At 65.5% G+C, this 15,499-nt stretch carries 17 protein-coding genes; 10 read left to right on the forward strand and 7 right to left on the reverse strand.

Annotation, left to right across the window (positions count from 1 at the left end):
* Nucleotides 1–7: 7 nt before the first annotated feature.
* Nucleotides 8–976 (forward strand): PhnD/SsuA/transferrin family substrate-binding protein, encoded by a 969-nt coding sequence (locus QHC78_RS11260; RefSeq protein WP_319744478.1) that lies wholly within the window; start codon nucleotides 8–10, stop codon nucleotides 974–976.
* Here QHC78_RS11260 and QHC78_RS11265 read toward each other — a convergent pair.
* The 4 genes from QHC78_RS11265 to QHC78_RS11280 form a co-directional block, all read right to left on the reverse strand.
* Nucleotides 966–1,958: an ABC transporter substrate-binding protein gene (locus tag QHC78_RS11265; protein ID WP_319744480.1), complete on the reverse strand. Its 993-nt coding sequence runs from the start codon at nucleotides 1,956–1,958 to the stop codon at nucleotides 966–968. The two genes, QHC78_RS11260 and QHC78_RS11265, sit on opposite strands and share 11 nt — an antisense overlap.
* A gap of 37 nt (nucleotides 1,959–1,995) precedes the next feature.
* On the reverse strand, nucleotides 1,996–2,970 hold the full coding sequence (locus QHC78_RS11270; RefSeq protein ID WP_319744482.1) for a Bug family tripartite tricarboxylate transporter substrate binding protein: 975 nt from the start codon (nucleotides 2,968–2,970) through the stop codon (nucleotides 1,996–1,998).
* 146 nt (nucleotides 2,971–3,116) lie between these two features.
* Complete coding sequence (locus tag QHC78_RS11275; RefSeq protein WP_319744484.1) at nucleotides 3,117–4,034, reverse strand: LysR family transcriptional regulator; 918 nt, start codon at nucleotides 4,032–4,034, stop codon at nucleotides 3,117–3,119.
* A gap of 106 nt (nucleotides 4,035–4,140) precedes the next feature.
* Entirely contained in the window at nucleotides 4,141–4,659 is a 519-nt protein-coding gene (locus QHC78_RS11280; protein WP_319744487.1) for a MarR family winged helix-turn-helix transcriptional regulator, read from the reverse strand.
* Nucleotides 4,660–4,838: 179 nt separating this feature from the next.
* On the opposite strand from QHC78_RS11280, the gene QHC78_RS11285 reads away from it, so the two are divergent.
* The 3 genes from QHC78_RS11285 (at nucleotide 4,839) to QHC78_RS11295 (ending at nucleotide 7,826) form a co-directional block, all read left to right on the forward strand.
* Nucleotides 4,839–5,972, forward strand: a complete 1,134-nt coding sequence (locus QHC78_RS11285; RefSeq protein ID WP_319744489.1) for a Rieske 2Fe-2S domain-containing protein — start codon at nucleotides 4,839–4,841, stop codon at nucleotides 5,970–5,972.
* Nucleotides 5,973–5,983: 11 nt separating this feature from the next.
* Nucleotides 5,984–6,763, forward strand: a complete 780-nt coding sequence (locus QHC78_RS11290) for an SDR family NAD(P)-dependent oxidoreductase (protein ID WP_319744491.1) — start codon at nucleotides 5,984–5,986, stop codon at nucleotides 6,761–6,763.
* Nucleotides 6,764–6,848: 85 nt separating this feature from the next.
* Nucleotides 6,849–7,826: a Bug family tripartite tricarboxylate transporter substrate binding protein gene (locus QHC78_RS11295; RefSeq protein WP_319744493.1), complete on the forward strand. Its 978-nt coding sequence runs from the start codon at nucleotides 6,849–6,851 to the stop codon at nucleotides 7,824–7,826.
* A 60-nt stretch (nucleotides 7,827–7,886) separates the two neighbouring features.
* On the opposite strand, the gene QHC78_RS11300 is transcribed toward QHC78_RS11295, so the two are convergent.
* Nucleotides 7,887–8,831: an alpha/beta hydrolase gene (locus tag QHC78_RS11300; RefSeq protein ID WP_319744494.1), complete on the reverse strand. Its 945-nt coding sequence runs from the start codon at nucleotides 8,829–8,831 to the stop codon at nucleotides 7,887–7,889.
* A gap of 129 nt (nucleotides 8,832–8,960) precedes the next feature.
* Here QHC78_RS11300 and QHC78_RS11305 point away from each other — a divergent pair, with 129 nt between their 5' ends.
* From QHC78_RS11305 to QHC78_RS11320, 4 genes are all read left to right on the forward strand, one after another.
* The gene (locus QHC78_RS11305; protein WP_319744496.1) at nucleotides 8,961–9,911 is read left to right on the forward strand and encodes a LysR family transcriptional regulator; all 951 of its coding nucleotides are present in this window, start codon (nucleotides 8,961–8,963) and stop codon (nucleotides 9,909–9,911) included.
* A 127-nt stretch (nucleotides 9,912–10,038) separates the two neighbouring features.
* A complete protein-coding gene (locus QHC78_RS11310) occupies nucleotides 10,039–10,602 on the forward strand; it encodes a cupin domain-containing protein (RefSeq protein ID WP_319744498.1) in 564 nt (187 codons plus the stop codon).
* 59 nt (nucleotides 10,603–10,661) lie between these two features.
* Nucleotides 10,662–11,648, forward strand: a complete 987-nt coding sequence (locus QHC78_RS11315) for a Bug family tripartite tricarboxylate transporter substrate binding protein (RefSeq protein WP_319744499.1) — start codon at nucleotides 10,662–10,664, stop codon at nucleotides 11,646–11,648.
* A gap of 15 nt (nucleotides 11,649–11,663) precedes the next feature.
* The gene (locus QHC78_RS11320) at nucleotides 11,664–12,437 is read left to right on the forward strand and encodes a class II aldolase/adducin family protein (RefSeq protein ID WP_319744501.1); all 774 of its coding nucleotides are present in this window, start codon (nucleotides 11,664–11,666) and stop codon (nucleotides 12,435–12,437) included.
* Nucleotides 12,438–12,456: 19 nt separating this feature from the next.
* On the opposite strand, the gene QHC78_RS11325 is transcribed toward QHC78_RS11320, so the two are convergent.
* Nucleotides 12,457–13,422: a substrate-binding domain-containing protein gene (locus tag QHC78_RS11325; protein WP_319744503.1), complete on the reverse strand. Its 966-nt coding sequence runs from the start codon at nucleotides 13,420–13,422 to the stop codon at nucleotides 12,457–12,459.
* Between the two features lie 28 nt (nucleotides 13,423–13,450).
* Nucleotides 13,451–14,443: a Bug family tripartite tricarboxylate transporter substrate binding protein gene (locus QHC78_RS11330; protein WP_319744505.1), complete on the reverse strand. Its 993-nt coding sequence runs from the start codon at nucleotides 14,441–14,443 to the stop codon at nucleotides 13,451–13,453.
* Here QHC78_RS11330 and QHC78_RS11335 point away from each other — a divergent pair.
* Together QHC78_RS11335 and QHC78_RS11340 are read left to right on the forward strand one after the other, a co-directional pair.
* Complete coding sequence (locus QHC78_RS11335) at nucleotides 14,442–14,612, forward strand: hypothetical protein (RefSeq protein ID WP_319744507.1); 171 nt, start codon at nucleotides 14,442–14,444, stop codon at nucleotides 14,610–14,612. The two genes, QHC78_RS11330 and QHC78_RS11335, sit on opposite strands and share 2 nt — an antisense overlap.
* 236 nt (nucleotides 14,613–14,848) lie before the next feature.
* Entirely contained in the window at nucleotides 14,849–15,445 is a 597-nt protein-coding gene (locus QHC78_RS11340) for an ATP synthase subunit I (protein WP_319744509.1), read from the forward strand.
* Nucleotides 15,446–15,499: the final 54 nt, after the last annotated feature.

Below are 15,499 nucleotides of genomic sequence, written 5' to 3' on the forward strand. Positions count from 1 at the left end.
CTACGCCATGACCCAACCCTCCATCCGGGTCGCCGTCGGCGACTACGATCGCACCCGTGCCTTGGTCGACGGCAGCGTCGGCGTCGAGGGCTTCGAGACGCAGTTCGCAACTGGCGACCTCGAAGCTATCTTTGCACAGGCGTTCCAGACAGCCGAGTACGAGGTCACCGAGCTGTCTTTCAGCAACTTCCTGATCGCCAGTGTGCGCGGCGGCTGCCCGTACCTGGCGCTGCCGATTTTCCCGTCGCGCTCGTTTCGCCATTCGGCCATCTATGTCCGGACCGGCAGCGGCATCGAGACGCCGGCCGACCTTGCCGGCAAGCGCATCGGCCTGCGCGAATACTCCAATACGGTGGCACTGGTCGCACGCGGCATGCTGTCGGACGAATACGGGTTCGATCCGGGCAGCTGCGAGTGGTTCGCCGGTGATGTCGACCATGTCGAGCGGGAGGCGATCGATTCGCGCAATTGGCCGGCGCAGGGTGTGCGCATTCAGGCCGTGCAAGGGCGCACCTTGTCCTCGATGATAGAGGCCGGCGAGCTCGACGCGCTGATTGCCTACACGCCGCCGGTGGCCTTCGGACGCGCCGGCGTCGTGCGGCTGTTTCCGGATTGGCGCGACGTGGAAAGAAAGTACTACGCACGCACGCGCCGCTTTCCGATCATGCACGTGATTGCCCTGCGGCGCGATGTGGCCGAAGCGTACCCTGACTTGCCGGGCGCATTGCTGACTGCTTTCAGCCAGGCCAAGCGAATGGCCCAGGACCGCCTGGCCATTCACCAGGCGCTGCCTGTCATGCTGCCGTGGATGCAGGCCGAAGCCGAGAGCACCCAGGCGTTGATGGGCCAGGACTTCTGGCCCTACGGCCTGGAGGTGAACCGCGACATGATAGAGACGCAGATACGCTGGTCCTACGAGCAAGGGCTCATCCCGCGCCGGCCGGCGCTGGATGAGCTTTTCCCGACTAGATCTTGAACGCCTCGAAGGTTTCCGGCGCGAACAAGTCCTCCGGCGTCAGCAGCTTCTTGGACAGCCCGCCTTCGTGGTGATAGCGCAGGAAGGTTTCCAGCGTCTTGCGGTTGTTCTCGAAGCCGTAGGCCCAGAAATCATCGCCCATTTCCTCGACGACTTTTTCCATGTTGCCCAGCAGCCAGGGATGCATGATCTTGAGCGCCGCGGTTTCCTTCAGGTTCTGGTAGGCGATCTGCTGTGCCTGCACGAAGGCCTTGTAGAGCGATTGCGCGACCCAGCGGTTGGCTTCGTAGATCTCGCGGCGGATGACCACGGTATGCATGATGGGGAAGATGCCCGTCTTGCGGAAGTAGTCGCGTTCGACCGACTCGAAGTCCGGGAACAGGCGCTTGACCTTGCCCTTGCCGGTAAGGAAGGTGGAGGGCATGCGGGCCGTATGCAGGGCGTCGATTTCGCCGTCTAGCAGCATTTGCGACAGGGTCTGCGTGGGGCCGATCTGTTCGATCTTGATGTTGGCCGGCAGGTCGAGCTTCAGTTTCTCGGGCCGGCCCGGCTCTTCTTCGCCACCGGTGACGTAGGTGACGCTATCGACCGGCACGCCGTAATGCTCGTCCAGGATGCCGCGTATCCACACCGGTGCGGTCATCTGGTATTCGGGGGTGCCGATGCGCTTGCCGATCAGGTCCTTGGGCTCGCGAATGCCGGCGTCGGCGTTCACGTAGATGCAGGAGTGGCGGAAGAAGCGCGACGGGAAGACGGGAATCGCGATGAACGGCCGGTCGGGCTTGAACAGCGACACCGTGTAGGACGACAGCGACATTTCCGCCACGTCGAACTCACGATGCCGCAGCATGCGGAAGAAGGTTTCTTCCACCGGCATGTTCAGGTAGTTGAGGTCGATGCCGTCGGGAACGACGGTGCCGTCCATCAGCGCGCGGGTACGGTCATAGTCCCAGCAGCCTAGCGAAAGTCTCAGTTTGGACATAGCGGTCTCGGTGTGTGAACAAGGGAATACAAGGAAATCATTCGACGCGAATATGGGCCTTCCGGATGACGGCGCCGTAGCGTTCGATGTCGGAGCGGATCTTCTGGCCGAACTGCCCGGGGGTGCCGCCCACCGGCGTGAGATAGCTGGTGGCCAGCGAGCTCTGCACGTCCGGCTTTCTAAGGATGGCGTTCACCGCCGTATTCAGCTTGGCGACGATGTCGGGCGGCGTGCCCGCCGGCGCCAGCATGCCATACCAGATGTCGATGTTGAAGTCCGGGAAACCTTGTTCCGCCCCGGTCGGCAGGTCGGGTGCGTAGGGCGTGCGCCGATCCGCCGCGACGGCGTAGACGCGCATGCGGCCATCCTTGATGTAGCCGGCGATGTTGGTCAGCGTGATGAAGATCAGGTCCACCTGGCCGCCCAGCACGTTGGGCACGGAGTCCGAGCAGCCCTTGTAGGGGACGTGCGTGATGTCGACGTCGGCCTGCTGCTTGAACATCTCGCCGGCCAGGTGCAGCGCGGAACCGGTATCGCAGCCGGCGTAGGACAGCTTGCCGGGGTGGCTCTTGGCGTAGGCCACCAGTTCCTTCAGGGACTTGGGCGCCAGCCCGGCGCGCGCGCCCAGCACCGCCGGCGTATTGCCGATCTGCACGACCGGGGCGAAGCTCTTGAGCGTGTCGAACGGCAGCTTGCTCATCAACGTATGGTTGATGGTCATGGTGTTGGGGATCACGGCCAGGGTGTAGCCGTCGGCCGGGGATTTCGCCAGCAGGTCCAGGCCGATGTTGCCGCCGGCACCCGGCTTGTTTTCCACCACGAAGGTCTGTCCCAGCTCGGCGCGCAGGTGCGTGGCGATGAGGCGGGCAGCCGTGTCCACGCCGCCGCCGGCGGTAACGGGCACGATCATCCGGACGGGCTTGGAAGGATAGTTGTCTGCCACCGCCAGGGGCGAGGCGGCCGCCACGGCCAGGGACAATATGGCGAGCAAGGCGCGTGCCGGTGCTTTCATGCGAGTCTCCTACTGCTTCTGCAAAAATTCTAAGTGAGAACGCGAGGCCAAACGCCGCGCCGGCCATGATTAATACTGATCGCAGCCATCACCGATGCATATCACCGGGCTGCAGAACTGGACCGCCCGGACGGCGGCTCGCCGCGTCAGCCGTTCCGGCCGGCGTCCTGGGGCCATGCCGTGCCGTCGGGCAGTCCGCGTATGTGCCGGCGCAGCACTTCGACGAACAAGGCGGACGCGGTGTTGAGCGGGCGGCGTGGATGCGTGACGCAGATGATCTGGCGGACCATGGCCGGCGATTCGATGGTGCGCACGCGCAGCGAAGCGCGCCGTGCGTGCCGCCGTACGACGGTGCGGGGCAGGATGGCGTAGAAGCCGGCGTCTTCGACCAGGTTGAGCAGCGCGGTCATCGAATAGATCTCGGATACCGGCTTGAACACGAGGTTCTCCTGGCGGGCATAGTCTTCCAGGATCTCGCGCAAATTATGCTCGCGTGGCGTAAACAACAGGGGCAGGGCAGCCACGGCCGCCAGCGGCAGGACGTCCGGCACCCGGTCGTCGTCGGGGCCCACCAGTACTAATTCTTCGTCGATGATGGGCTCGACGCTGAGCGAGAACGGGCGCCGCGGCTTGTCGACGATGGCGGCATCGATCTTGCCGGCTGCCACCCAGTCCAGCAGTGCCCCATTGGTAACGGTGACGTGGACCTTGGGATAGGCCTGCGCGAAGTCGGTGAGGGCTTCGCTCAGCACGCTTTCGGCCAGCGATGAGATCATGCCCACCACGACCTGGCCGCCGACTTCGCCGCTGCGCAGCGTCATCTGCTCGCGCGCATGGGCCAGATCGCGCAGGATGGGCAGGTACAACTGGTACATGCGGCGGCCGGCTTCCGTGGGTTCCATGCCCCGGGCGCTTCGCACGAACAGCTTCTGCCCCAGTTCTTCTTCGAGTTTGACGATCTGCGCGCTGAGCGCGGGCTGGACGACGTTGACGCGGCGCGCGGCGCCCGTCACGGTGCCCTCCTCGAAGAGGCAGATGAAATACTGGATCTGGCGAAGTTCCAAGTCGGCCTTCTTTGCAGCGGTGGCCCCGGGGGCCGCCGGCAGAGGCCTCCTGGGGGAAGCCCCGATTTTATCGGCACGGGCTGCCCGGCGCCCGTCCGTGGCGCGATTACCGGCCGGGTGTACGCGGGCGCCGGCGGGCGCGCGGCTGGTGATAAAGATTGGCGATACCCAGCATCTTCGAGAGCAGCCGCAGGAACTGCTGCTTTTCCTTGGCGGTGAGCGGGTGCGTGATTTCTTCCTGGATATCGCTGAGTGCCGGCTGCAGTGCCTCCAGCATCGACAGACCTTCAGGCTGGATCTCGACCCGCTGGCGGCGGCCATCGGCCCGGCGGCCGATCAAGCCGCGTTGCTCCAGCCGCGCCACCACCTGGCCAGTGGTGGAGGTGTCGAGCCCGACGATGTCGCCCAGCTCGGCCTGGTCCACCCCCGGCCGGATCGCCACCGCCTTGAGCACGACGTACTGGATGGGCGTCAGGTTGAAGCGGCGGGCGATGGGTGCGAAGGCCAGCGTCGTTTTCTGCTTGGCCCGGCGAATCAGGTGCCCAGGCATGCTGTAGAGCACGAGCAGGGGATCCGGTTCGGCTGGAACGTCGTCGGTACGGGGCTTGGGGGGGTCTGCGAGCATGGATCTCCTCCGGCCCGAGAAAATACCATACCGGGCCCAGGCTCCCTTTTTATTGTATGTAGACATATAAGTCTACTTATTTAGAAACTGAAAAAAATCAATGTGATAGGACAGACAACGATATATTGACTTGCATAAAAACGCCGCTTATAGTGGATGCAACGAACTAGGAGGGCACCGTGGGTGACGAAACCGTCGTAAAGGAACTGGCCAGCCTGATTCCGGAGGGCCTGCCCTCCGGGCTGCGCAATTATTGGTACCCGATCCTGCAGAGCGAGGAACTGCCGGCCGATCGCCCCGTGGGCATCAAGGTGCTCGACGAAAACCTCGCCGTCTGGCGCGACGGGGCGGGAAACCCCAATGTCGTGCGTGACCGGTGCCCGCACCGCAGCATCCGGCTTTCGGTGGGGCGGGTGCTGGACGGCGATCTCCAATGCCTCATGCACGGCCTGCGCTTCAACGGCGAAGGCCGCTGCACCCTGATTCCCTGGGAGCCGTCCCACACGAGGCATCACGACCAGCTGGCGGTAACCGCCTATCCTGCGCGGGAACTCGGCGGCTACATATGGGCCTACCTGGGCGACGCCACGCGCTTTCCGCCGCCGCCGCTCGAAACGCAGGTGCCCGAAGAACTCCTCAAGCCCGACGAATTCATCTGCTTTCGCCTGCCTACCGAAATCTGGAACGCCAACTGGCTGCTGGCCATCGACGGCAGCGACGGTTTCCACGCCGTCGTGCTGCACACGGATTCCCAGGCCGTGCACCGTGCCGAGCGCAAGGCCGGCGATACCGAAACGCCGCTGGAAGACCGGCGCATCAAGATCATCAAGACCACGCACGGCATCCGCGGCGTGTCGGTGGACCTCGAGGGCAATTCCCTCAACCATGGGCATTTCACCGTCGACGTCAAAGGCCAGCGTTTCTGTCTTCCCTGTCTGACCACGAATCCCATCATGCCGGCGCCGGGCGCCGCGCCCTATGCCTCGCGGCTGTGGCAGTTCCCCCAGGACGAGAAGCACACGATGGTGGTGCGGTACCTGGCCTGGCGGGCCTCCACGCCGGCCGAACGCGCCGAGGCGACCCGGCTGTTCAACGAGGTCGCCATTGCGCGGCTCAAGCAGGTCAGCGACGAGGACGCCATGGCCGCCGAGGCGCAGGGGGACCTGATCGAAGCCCGGTCGCGCGAATATCTGCTCGGTCCGGACGAGGACGTGGTCAAAGTGCGGCGGCTGCTGCGCACGGCCTTCGTCACCCAGATCACCGAGCGGTCGCGCATAGACAATCCGGCCGGCGCGCTGGACTACCCGGTTTGACAGAGGTTGCGATGACGTTTCGATTGCAGGGCAAGACGGCGTTGGTGACGGGGGGAGGCGGCGGCATAGGCGAGGCCATCGGGCGGTTGTTCGTCGCCGAAGGCGCGCGCATCGTGCTGGTTGACGCCGATGCGCAGGCCTTGGCCCGCACCGCGGCGCGCATCCAATCGCCCCAGGTGGCCACCCAGGTTTGCGATATTTCCGACGAGGCGCAGGTCGGCGCACTTGCGGCGTTTATCGGCCAGGAAGGCGGCAAGCTCGATATCCTCGTCAACAACGCCGCCGTCCGCGAATACCACCGGCTTGCCGATGCCGACGCGGCATCGTGGCAACGCATCCTTGCCGTCAACGTGACGGGAACCGCGCTCGTCACGGCCGCGATGCTGCCGTATCTGCGGGACAGCGGCCGCGGCGCGGTAGTCAATGTGGCCTCTACGTTCGGCCTCAGCGGCCGGGGGGGCATGGGCCAATACGATGCGACCAAGGCCGCGATGATCGCCGCCACGCGCGTGCTGGCCATTGAAGAAGCCCGCCATGGCGTGCGGGCCAATGCGGTCTGTCCCGGCTCGGTCCTGACCGGCTTCACGCTGGGGCGCGCGGCGGCGCGCGGCATGACGGAAAACGAATTGGTGGAGCGCGGCTGCGTACCGGCGCCCATCAACCGCTGGGGGGATCCCGCCGAGATCGCGGCTCCCGTTCTGTGGCTGGCCTCGGACGAGGCCTCTTTCATTACCGGGGCGGTGTTGCCCGTGGATGGCGGGGTGTCGGCCAGCGGCACGCGCCTCGCCTAACGCCTCTGCCCGCCGGTCGGGCGCTCGCGCAGGAGCGCAACGGCCGGCGGTTTTCCTTGGAATTGTTCAGCACGGAAGGTCTGTCATGAAATCTGTTGCGCTGCTTGCCCTGCTTCTTGTCTCTTGTGCCCTGGTTCCCGGGGCGCAAGCGGCGTCGGATACGGCCTATCCGGCCAGGCCCATCACCATCGTCGTGCCGTTTCCTCCCGGCGGCGGTCCCGACAAACTGGCGCGGGTCATAGGCGAAAAACTCGCCGTCAGTCTTGGCCAGAGCATCATCGTCGAAAACCGGCCGGGCGCCAGCGGCACGCTGGGTGCGGCGCACGTTGCGCGCGCGGTGCCGGACGGCCATACGCTCATGATGGCGCCCAATACGTTCGTGCTCTCGCCGCTGGTCCTGCCCAAGGGCGTGGTGAAGTATGACGTGCAGGCGGATTTTGCGCCGGTCATCGTTCCGTCCAAGGCCTTGCTGGTCCTGGCCGCGCATCCCGGCCTGGGCGTCAAGACGCTCGATGAACTGGTGCGCTACGCCCAGCGGAATCCTGGCGTCACCTACACCGGGTCGTCCAGTGGTTCGCCTATGCATGTGGCGGGCGAAATGTTCAAGCAGGCCGCCGGCATCGACATGATGTTCGTCGCGTACAAAGGCCTGGCGCCGGCCGTGGCCGATACGCTGGCCGGGCACGTCAAGCTGATATTCGGCCCTTATGGCACGCTTGCCCCGCATCTGAAATCGGGGGCGCTGGTCCCGCTGGGGGGTCTCGATGCCGAGCGCTTTGCGTTCGCGCCCGATATCGCGCCGATCCGTGAACAGGGCTATCCCGCGGTGGTGGCCAATATCTGGAGCGGCCTGTTCGCGCCGCGCCAGACGCCGGCGCCGGTCATCGAGCGGCTGAATCGGGAGATCAACAAGATCCTGCAGATGCCGGACGTGAAGGCAGCGCTTGAGGGCTCGGGAGAAATCCTGGTGGGCGGACCGCCCGAGGTGCTGGCCGAGATGGTCAAGCGCGACACGGAGGTCTACGGCAAGATCGTCCGCACGGCGAACATCACGGCCGACTAGCCTGGCGCCATATGGGCGGTGGTGCGGGTCGCCCCGACGGCGCAGGCACGCCGCTGCGGCTCAGGCCAGCAAGCGGGCCAGGGCTGCGGCGCTCTGGCGCGCAATGCGGCGGCTGGCCTCGCTCTCGGCGATCCACCGCAGGAATCCGTGGGGCATGCCCGGGGCGTGGATCAACTCGCACATGCCGCCGGCCGCCCGCAGCTTATCGGCAAAGATCTCGGCGTCGCTGCGCAGCGGATCCAGTTCCGCCGCCAGCGCGACGGCCGGCGGCAGGGCACCGAAATCCGGCGCCAGCAACGGCGCGGCGCGCCAGTCGGCCGATGTCGGTTCCCGCCCCAGGTAATCACGCAGGATGCGCTGGCAACGGGCTCGCGTCAGCAGCGGCGCGTTGGCGTTCTCGCGGTAAGAAGGGGTATCGAAGTCGATGCCGATAATGGGGTACGCCAGCCACAGGGCGCGCAAGGCGATGTCGCCCCGGGTCTCCAGCGCCGCTGCCAGGGCCAGGTTGGCGCCAGAGCTGTCCCCCCCTATGGCCAGCCGGTCCGGATCGGCGCCCAGCGCTCCGGCGGCGCCATGCATCCAGCGCAGCGCGCCGATGGTGTCGTTCAAGGCTGCCGGAAAAGGATGGCCGGGCAGGACGCGGTAATCGACGCTGACCACCAGTACGTCTGCATCGACGGCCAGCGCGCAGCAGATGGCGTCGTGGCTGTCGAGGTCGCCATTGGTGAATGCGCCGCCGTGCATGTAGAGGAGGGCGGGCGGCCGTGGCAGGCGCGGGCGGTAGACGCGTAATGGCAGCGGCGCGCCATCGGCCGTTATGTGCCGGTCTTCGATGTCCAGCGGCACGGGCGGGCGACGCAGCGGCTGGCGGTTGCGCAGGAAGGCCGCCCGCACCTGGGCTGGGTCCAGCAGGTGCGCAGGGGTGGTCTCGGCCTCGACCAGGCGCATGACCCGTGGTGCGATGTCGGGGTCGAGCCGGGCGAGCAAGGTGTCATCAGGCTTCATGGTGTTGCGGTGACGAGCTAGAGCGACATCGCTATGATAGGGCCGGCCCCCCGGCGGCGCGTCATATTTCCGCAGTCCAGGGGTCATGCCGCAGCGGTATGGCGGACCGGACCCGGGATGGCAGGCGCTATGGATATTCGCCAACTGAAGTACTTCGTCACCGTCGCGACGCACCAGAATTTCTCCAAGGCGGCGCAGCAGCTTTTCATTGCCCAGCCTGCGCTCAGCCGGCGCATCCGCATGCTGGAAGACGAGCTGGGCGTGCGCCTGTTCGAGCGCCACTTGCGCGGCGCGACGTTGACGCCGGAGGGGCGCCGTCTGCTCGATCGGGCCCAATATCTATTGCGCAGCTTCGACCAGCTCAAGAGCGACGTCCACGACACGCAAGGGCCGCCGTCCGGGCCGGTGATCATCGGCATGACGCCCAATTACGTTTCCGTTGTCGGCGCGCCGCTGACGGTGGCCATCAAGCGGCGCTTCCCCGAGGCGCAGCCGCACATCATCCAGGCCTTCAGCCCCGCCATGCACGACATGCTGCGCGACAACGCGGTGGATATCGCGCTGCTGAGCGGGGCCACGCCGGCGCCGCCGCCTTCGCACATGCTGGCGGTCGAGCCCCTGTTCGAGGACCGCTTATGCCTGGTCGGCCCCGCGGGAGATCCGCTGTTGGCGCGCAGCGAAGTCCCGGTGCGGCAATTGCGGGATTTGCCGCTCATTCTCACCGGCGTATCGCGCGCCGGGATACGCAACGAGATCGAGGCGCTGGCCGCGCGCCAGCGGGTTCCGCTGCGGATAGAGGCGGAAGTCGGCACCTTTTCGCTGGCGGCGCAATTGGTGCGCATGGGCATGGGATATACCGTCTACCTGCCGTCCAGCGTGGCCCTGGAGCAGGGCTTGGCCGCCACGCCCATTACCGGGCTGTGGCTGCAGCGCAGCCTGGCCTGGCCGGTGTCGCGTCCTTTGTCGCGCGTGGCCAGCGAGGTCCTGCCCATGGTGCGCGAACTCATCATGGCTCAGGTGCAGGGGGGGCAGTGGCAAGGCGCGCGGCTCATGGGGCGCCGCCGCGGCGCCCGTGTTTGATCGGACGCCGCCATACCTTGACGGCATGGCGGGCATAGCAAATCGATAATTTATCGAAGCCGCGCGCGCGGCCATGATGTGGGCATCGCGGTGGACTTCCCATGCCGCGGACCGTCAAGGAGCCTCCATGGCCAGCCCGTTGCTAGAAACCATAGCGCGCACGCGCGTTGCGCGCTTCAGCCAACTCAAGCCGTTCAGTCTCGCCTTCGTCGATTCGCTGCTGCCCGAGGGCAGGAAAAAGAACCTGAAGGTGATCGGGCGAGGCGTGGTCGAGAACCCCGACATGCAGCCGCCCATCACCGACGACCACGGCTTCACCATCTCTTACATCGTCGTGCCGCCCGGTGGCGGCGCGGGACTGCACGCGCACAAGACGGCCGAAGTCTTCATTCCCATTACCGGTCCGGTCCATGTATTGATCGGCGACGACAAAGAAGAGATCGTGCTGCAGCCGCTGGACGTGATCTCCGTGCCCACCGGCGTCATGCGGGGCTTTCGCAACTACGGCGACCAAGAGCTGACCATGCTCGCACTGGTCGGCGGACATACCGGCGGCGGCGCGGTGACCTGGCACGAGGAAGTGTTGCGCCGCGCGGCCGACGAATCGGGCCTGGCCGTCGACGAGCAGGGCAACTTGCAGCGGCTGCCCAATTTCAAGATGCCCGGCGACGTGGAGGGCTCGGTCATCTAGGGTCGCAGGAGCGAGACATCCGGCCTTTCATGAGCCGGGGGCGGGAGAGGGAGACAACCATGGGACAGATCTCGATGCGCCGCACCGCGGCGCACTTATGGACGGCCGTGGCCATGGTCATGGCCTGTGCAACGGGGCAGGCGGGCGCGGCCGATGCCTATCCGTCCAAGCCGGTGCGCGTCATCGTGCCGTTTCCGGCCGGCAGCTCGCCCGACATCGTGGCGCGCTACCTGGCCGGGAAGCTGGCCGAGCGCATGGGCCAGCCTTTTGTCGTGGACAATCGCGCGGGCGCGGGCGGCATGCTGGGGGCGGAAGCCGTGGCCAAGGCGCCGCCGGACGGCCACACGATGTTCTTCATGGTCAATTCCATCGTGACTATGAACCAGTTCATCTACAAGAAACTCCCCTACGATCCGGTGAAGGACTTCGCGCCGGTCTCCATCGTGGCGGCGGTGCCCTACGTGCTGATTGCCAACAAGGACTTTCCGCATCGCACCCTGGCCCAGTTGATAGCCGCCGCGCGGGCCAAGCCGGCATCCATCGACTACGCCTCGATGGGCGTGGGCGGCGCGGGCCACGTCATCATGGAACTGATGACCTCGCTGGCCGGCGTGCGGCTGACCCACGTCCCCTACAAGAGCGGGGCGCTGGTGGATGTGATCGGCGGGCAGGTCCCGCTGATTTTCCAGCCGACCACCACCGCCATCGAACAGGTCAAGGCCGGCACGGTGATTCCGCTCGGCACGACCGGCACCAAGCGTTTGCCGGCCCTTCCCGATACGCCGGCAATCGCCGAAGTCGTGCCGGGCTTCGAGGCCGATGGCTGGCAGGGCGTGGAAGTGCCCGCGGGGACGCCGGCGCCGATCATCGCTCGCCTGAACAAGGAAATCGCGGCCGTGCTGGCGCTGCCCGAAACCAAGACCCGGTTCGATGCGCTCGGCATCCAGGCTCGTTCCACCTCGCCCGCCGAGATGGCCGGCGTCATCGCGGCGGACATCGACAAATGGGGCGGCGTCATACGGCGCGCGAAGATCGCATTCGATTGACGAAGGAAGGCAAGCATGAGGCAAGCACAAATCGTGGGGACGGGCGCGCCGGATATCGGCGAGGCCGAACGGCAGGTGCGCGTGGACCTGGCGGCCTGCTATCGGCTGGTGGCCCATTTCAAGATGGACGACCTGATCTACAACCACATCTCGGCCCGCGTGCCGGGCGCGGGCGAACACTTTCTCATCAATCCCTATGGTATGGCGTACGAGGAGATCACCGCGTCCAGCCTGATCAAGATCGATCTCGAGGGCCGGGTCGTCGATGACCGCGGCCAGTCCTACGGGATCAATCATGCAGGCTTCGTCATTCATTCGGCGGTGCACCGGGCGCGTCCGGACGTGGAATGCGTCATCCATACCCATACTCCCGCCGGCATGGCGATATCGGCGCTGGCGTGCGGGCTGCTACCCCTGACGCAAACCGCAATGTTCTTCGGCAAGGTGGCGGTGCACGACTACGAAGGCGTCGTCGTGGACCTGGGGGAACAGCAACGCATCGTGGAGGACCTGGGAGACAGCCAGGCCATGATTCTGCGCAATCACGGCCTGCTTACGGTGGGGCCATCCATTGCCGAGGCATTTACGGCGATGTACTGGCTGGAGCGCGCCTGCCAGGCGCAGGCGATGGCAATGGCCTGCAATACGCCCTTGCACCTGCCGGGGGAGGAGGTGGTGCGGCTGACCAATCACTTGTATAAGCCGGAGACGCGGCGGCGCTTCGGGTTATTGGAATGGCCGGCGCTGTTGCGGCTGCTTGACCGCCGGGATCCGTCCTACCGCGACTGAGCCCGTGGCCGCCGCGGGCTCAGGTCTCCAGCATCGAGGGCCAGAACAGTTCCTCGGGTTCGTATCGGCGGGGCGTGAGCCCTTGCCGATGGGCATACGCCAGCATCCGCTCGATCTCGTGGCGGGTCTGCTTGAACCCCCAGCGGTAAATGTCCGGACCGGCCACCCGGCGCTCTTCTTCCCACAATCCGCGGTACCAGAGCGACGTCATGTGGATGCGCTGCCATTCCTGGCGCTCGTAGCATTGCCGCTTGGATGCTTCCCAGGCGTCGAACAGGCTGCGCGCGACCCAGGGGTGGGCTTCCAGGATGCTGGTGCGGACCAGCAGCGTGTGCATGATGGGAAAGCACCCCGTGCGGCTGAAGTACTCGCGTTCCCGATCGGGGTAGTCGGGGAATAGGAAGTCCACGTCGGGATGGACGTCCGGGGCCCAGATTTCCGTGGTGATGCCGGCATCGATCGCACCCGACGCCAACAGGTCGAGTTGGGTCGAGCCGGGAGGTGCCAGTTCCAGCTTGAGCCAGGGCGGCGGCGTCCAATCGGGCAGCCTGACCGGCTGCCACGCGACCCAGGTGATGGATTCCAGATCCACCCCGTGGTCTTCTTCCAGCATGCCCTTGGCCCACAGCGCCGCGCTGGTGATCCACGTCTGCAGGCCTACCCGCCGGCCGTTCAAGTCGGACGGCCGCCGTATGTTCTTCCGTTTGTTGATGTAGATGTACGAATGGCGGAACATGCGCTTGACGAAAATCGGCAAGGCGGTGAACCCGAGCGTGCGGCGCGGCAGGTCGGCGATGTAGGTGCCGGTGAAGAACTCGGTCACGTCGAACAGGCCCCGCGCGCTTTGCGATTGCCGGCTGACGTCGTCGTCGTTGACGGTGATGTCCAGCTCGATGCCGCGGGGTTTCACGCTGCCATCGATGAGCGCCTGCGCGCGGTCGTACGGACCGCAGGTCATGCTGAGTTTCAGCGGAGTATCGGACACGGTGGTTTCTCGAGTGTGCGGCGCGGGGTCACTTGGCGCGGATGTTCAGGTCCGAGGTCAGGCGGCGATAGCGCTCGTCGTCCTCGCGCATTTGCGCCGCCAATGCCTCGGGGCCGCCGCCTTCGGGGTCGTAGCCCAGCTCGGCCAGCTTGGCCCGCATGTCGGCCGAGCCCAGGACGGCATTGATTTCGCTGTTCAAGCGGCCGACGATGGGCTGCGGCGTTCCCAGCGGCGCCAGTATCCCGAACCATGCCGTGGCGCGGACATCCTTGAAGCCGAGCTCGGCCATGGTCGGCACATCCGGCATTTGCGGCGAACGGGCGGGCGACGAGGTGGCCAGCGCGCGTAAGGCGCCGTTCTTGAAATGCGACATGTTGCCGGAGGTCGGCATCCAGGCGACGTTGACGTGCCCGCCGATCAGCGCCGACACCGTCTTGGCGACGCCGCCATAGGGAATGTGGGTCATGCGCAGCCCGGCTTCTTTCTTGAATTGCTCGCCCATCACGTTCATCGGCGATCCGTTGTCCCCGCCCGAGTAGGGCAGCTCGGGGTGGCGCCGCGTGTACTCGGCCAGATCCGATACCGTCCGGATGCCGTTCCGGTCGGCGAATTTTCCATTGACGGCCAGCACCATCATGGTCGATACGGGCATGATCACCGGCGCCAGCTCCTTCATGACGCTGACCGTGGCGGCGTTCTCGGCCAGCACGTAGGGCGCGATGACCAGCGTGTTCGGCATCAGGAAGATCGTGTAGCCGTCCGGTGCGGCGCGTGAGGCCAGCCGCGCGGCGATCATGCCGGAGGCGCCGGGACGGTTCTCGACGATGATCGACTGCCCCAGCCGGCCTTGCAGTTGTTCGGCCAGCACCCGTGCGAACAGATCCACGCCGGCGCCCGGACCGGAAGAAACAAGCAGGGTGATGGGCCGCGCGGGCCAGGGTTGTGCGGTGGCTGCGCGCCACGGCAGGCAAGACAACGCGAGGGCTGCGACCAAGCCCACCAGGAAACGACGACGAAACATGGAACCCCCGTTCAAGCCGCCTGGAAGCGGTGACGCCCGTGGCGATCGCGGCCGGCCGGCCGCGCTCATGGATGTGGGCGTTGCGCAGGCGGCGCTGACCCTTAGTGAAAGAAGAAAGCAATATATCACTGCATTTTCAAAAATACAGTCATTTAAATACATGAATTAAAAGGAATTTTTAATAAGTACATTTATACGTGTACTGAATTGCTGCGCCGATTGGGCCGGCTCGGGAAAGGCGCGCTGCGCCGCAGCGGGCGGCAGCAAGCCTGGGGCCGGAAGGGGCGCTAGGACGGTGCATGCTGTCTGTTCCCGCGCACCATGCTGGTTTGCCTGAAGGGGGTAAACCCGCTATACTCGTATGGTTTGTCGGAAAGCAGGTCTTGAAAAGGTGCTAGTCGTCCGATGAAGACGGTCGAAGACGATCCGCGCCCTTCAGATGCCAGCGCGAATGCTTGCGAAAGAGCTGCGCACCAGTCGGCCCATGCCGCGGTGCCGCACGGCGCGCAAGATGGGAGGGGGGCCGGCGAACCCGATCCATGGGGTTGGGAGGCCCGAGACGCTGAGCGCTTGCGTTCCAACGAACAGGTGGAACCGCTTCGGCTTACCGAAGCAGAACGGATAGTGTTGCGCCAGCAGGCCGTGCGGGACTTGCTGCGTGCGATAATTGTTCAGGTTGCCGTCAGCGTGGTCATTGCCGGGCTGGCCTACGCGGTGTCAGGGAGCACTGCTGCAGGGTCTGCGCTGGCTGGCGCCGCGGCATACGTCATTCCCAACGCCTTGTTCGCATTCAGGCTGGTCCTGAGTGTGCAGAAGCCGGAGGGAGCAAACCCCGCAACGTTTTTCTTGGGCGAGTTTCTCAAGATCGCCATCGCTGCCGCACTCATCGTCGCGGCGGCGAGATTCGGTCGTGAGTGGCTTGTCTGGCCAGCCTTTTTGGCGGGCTTGGTGTGTGCGCTCAAAAGCCAGTGGCTGGTACTGGCTTTCGGCAAGAAGGATTGAAGATGACGGTGCGGCAGTAGCGTCCGGCCGGCATCGCGAGAATTTCGAAAATCA

The sequence above is a fragment of the Pigmentiphaga sp. genome (assembly GCF_033795525.1).
Classification (GTDB): Bacteria; Pseudomonadota; Gammaproteobacteria; order Burkholderiales; family Burkholderiaceae_B; genus Pigmentiphaga.

What these genes read in the sequence shown, in the direction of transcription:
- QHC78_RS11260 (WP_319744478.1), top strand. Translation starts at nt 8, where the DNA reads ATGACCCAACCCTCCATCCGGGTCGCCGTCGGCGACTACGATCGCACC.
- QHC78_RS11265 (WP_319744480.1), bottom strand. Translation starts at nt 1,958, where the DNA reads ATGTCCAAACTGAGACTTTCGCTAGGCTGCTGGGACTATGACCGTACC.
- QHC78_RS11270 (WP_319744482.1), bottom strand. Translation starts at nt 2,970, where the DNA reads ATGAAAGCACCGGCACGCGCCTTGCTCGCCATATTGTCCCTGGCCGTG.
- QHC78_RS11280 (WP_319744487.1), bottom strand. Translation starts at nt 4,659, where the DNA reads ATGCTCGCAGACCCCCCCAAGCCCCGTACCGACGACGTTCCAGCCGAA.
- QHC78_RS11290 (WP_319744491.1), top strand. Translation starts at nt 5,984, where the DNA reads ATGACGTTTCGATTGCAGGGCAAGACGGCGTTGGTGACGGGGGGAGGC.
- QHC78_RS11295 (WP_319744493.1), top strand. Translation starts at nt 6,849, where the DNA reads ATGAAATCTGTTGCGCTGCTTGCCCTGCTTCTTGTCTCTTGTGCCCTG.
- QHC78_RS11300 (WP_319744494.1), bottom strand. Translation starts at nt 8,831, where the DNA reads ATGAAGCCTGATGACACCTTGCTCGCCCGGCTCGACCCCGACATCGCA.
- QHC78_RS11305 (WP_319744496.1), top strand. Translation starts at nt 8,961, where the DNA reads ATGGATATTCGCCAACTGAAGTACTTCGTCACCGTCGCGACGCACCAG.
- QHC78_RS11310 (WP_319744498.1), top strand. Translation starts at nt 10,039, where the DNA reads ATGGCCAGCCCGTTGCTAGAAACCATAGCGCGCACGCGCGTTGCGCGC.
- QHC78_RS11315 (WP_319744499.1), top strand. Translation starts at nt 10,662, where the DNA reads ATGGGACAGATCTCGATGCGCCGCACCGCGGCGCACTTATGGACGGCC.
- QHC78_RS11320 (WP_319744501.1), top strand. Translation starts at nt 11,664, where the DNA reads ATGAGGCAAGCACAAATCGTGGGGACGGGCGCGCCGGATATCGGCGAG.
- QHC78_RS11335 (WP_319744507.1), top strand. Translation starts at nt 14,442, where the DNA reads ATGGAACCCCCGTTCAAGCCGCCTGGAAGCGGTGACGCCCGTGGCGAT.
- QHC78_RS11330 (WP_319744505.1), bottom strand. Translation starts at nt 14,443, where the DNA reads ATGTTTCGTCGTCGTTTCCTGGTGGGCTTGGTCGCAGCCCTCGCGTTG.
- QHC78_RS11340 (WP_319744509.1), top strand. Translation starts at nt 14,849, where the DNA reads ATGAAGACGGTCGAAGACGATCCGCGCCCTTCAGATGCCAGCGCGAAT.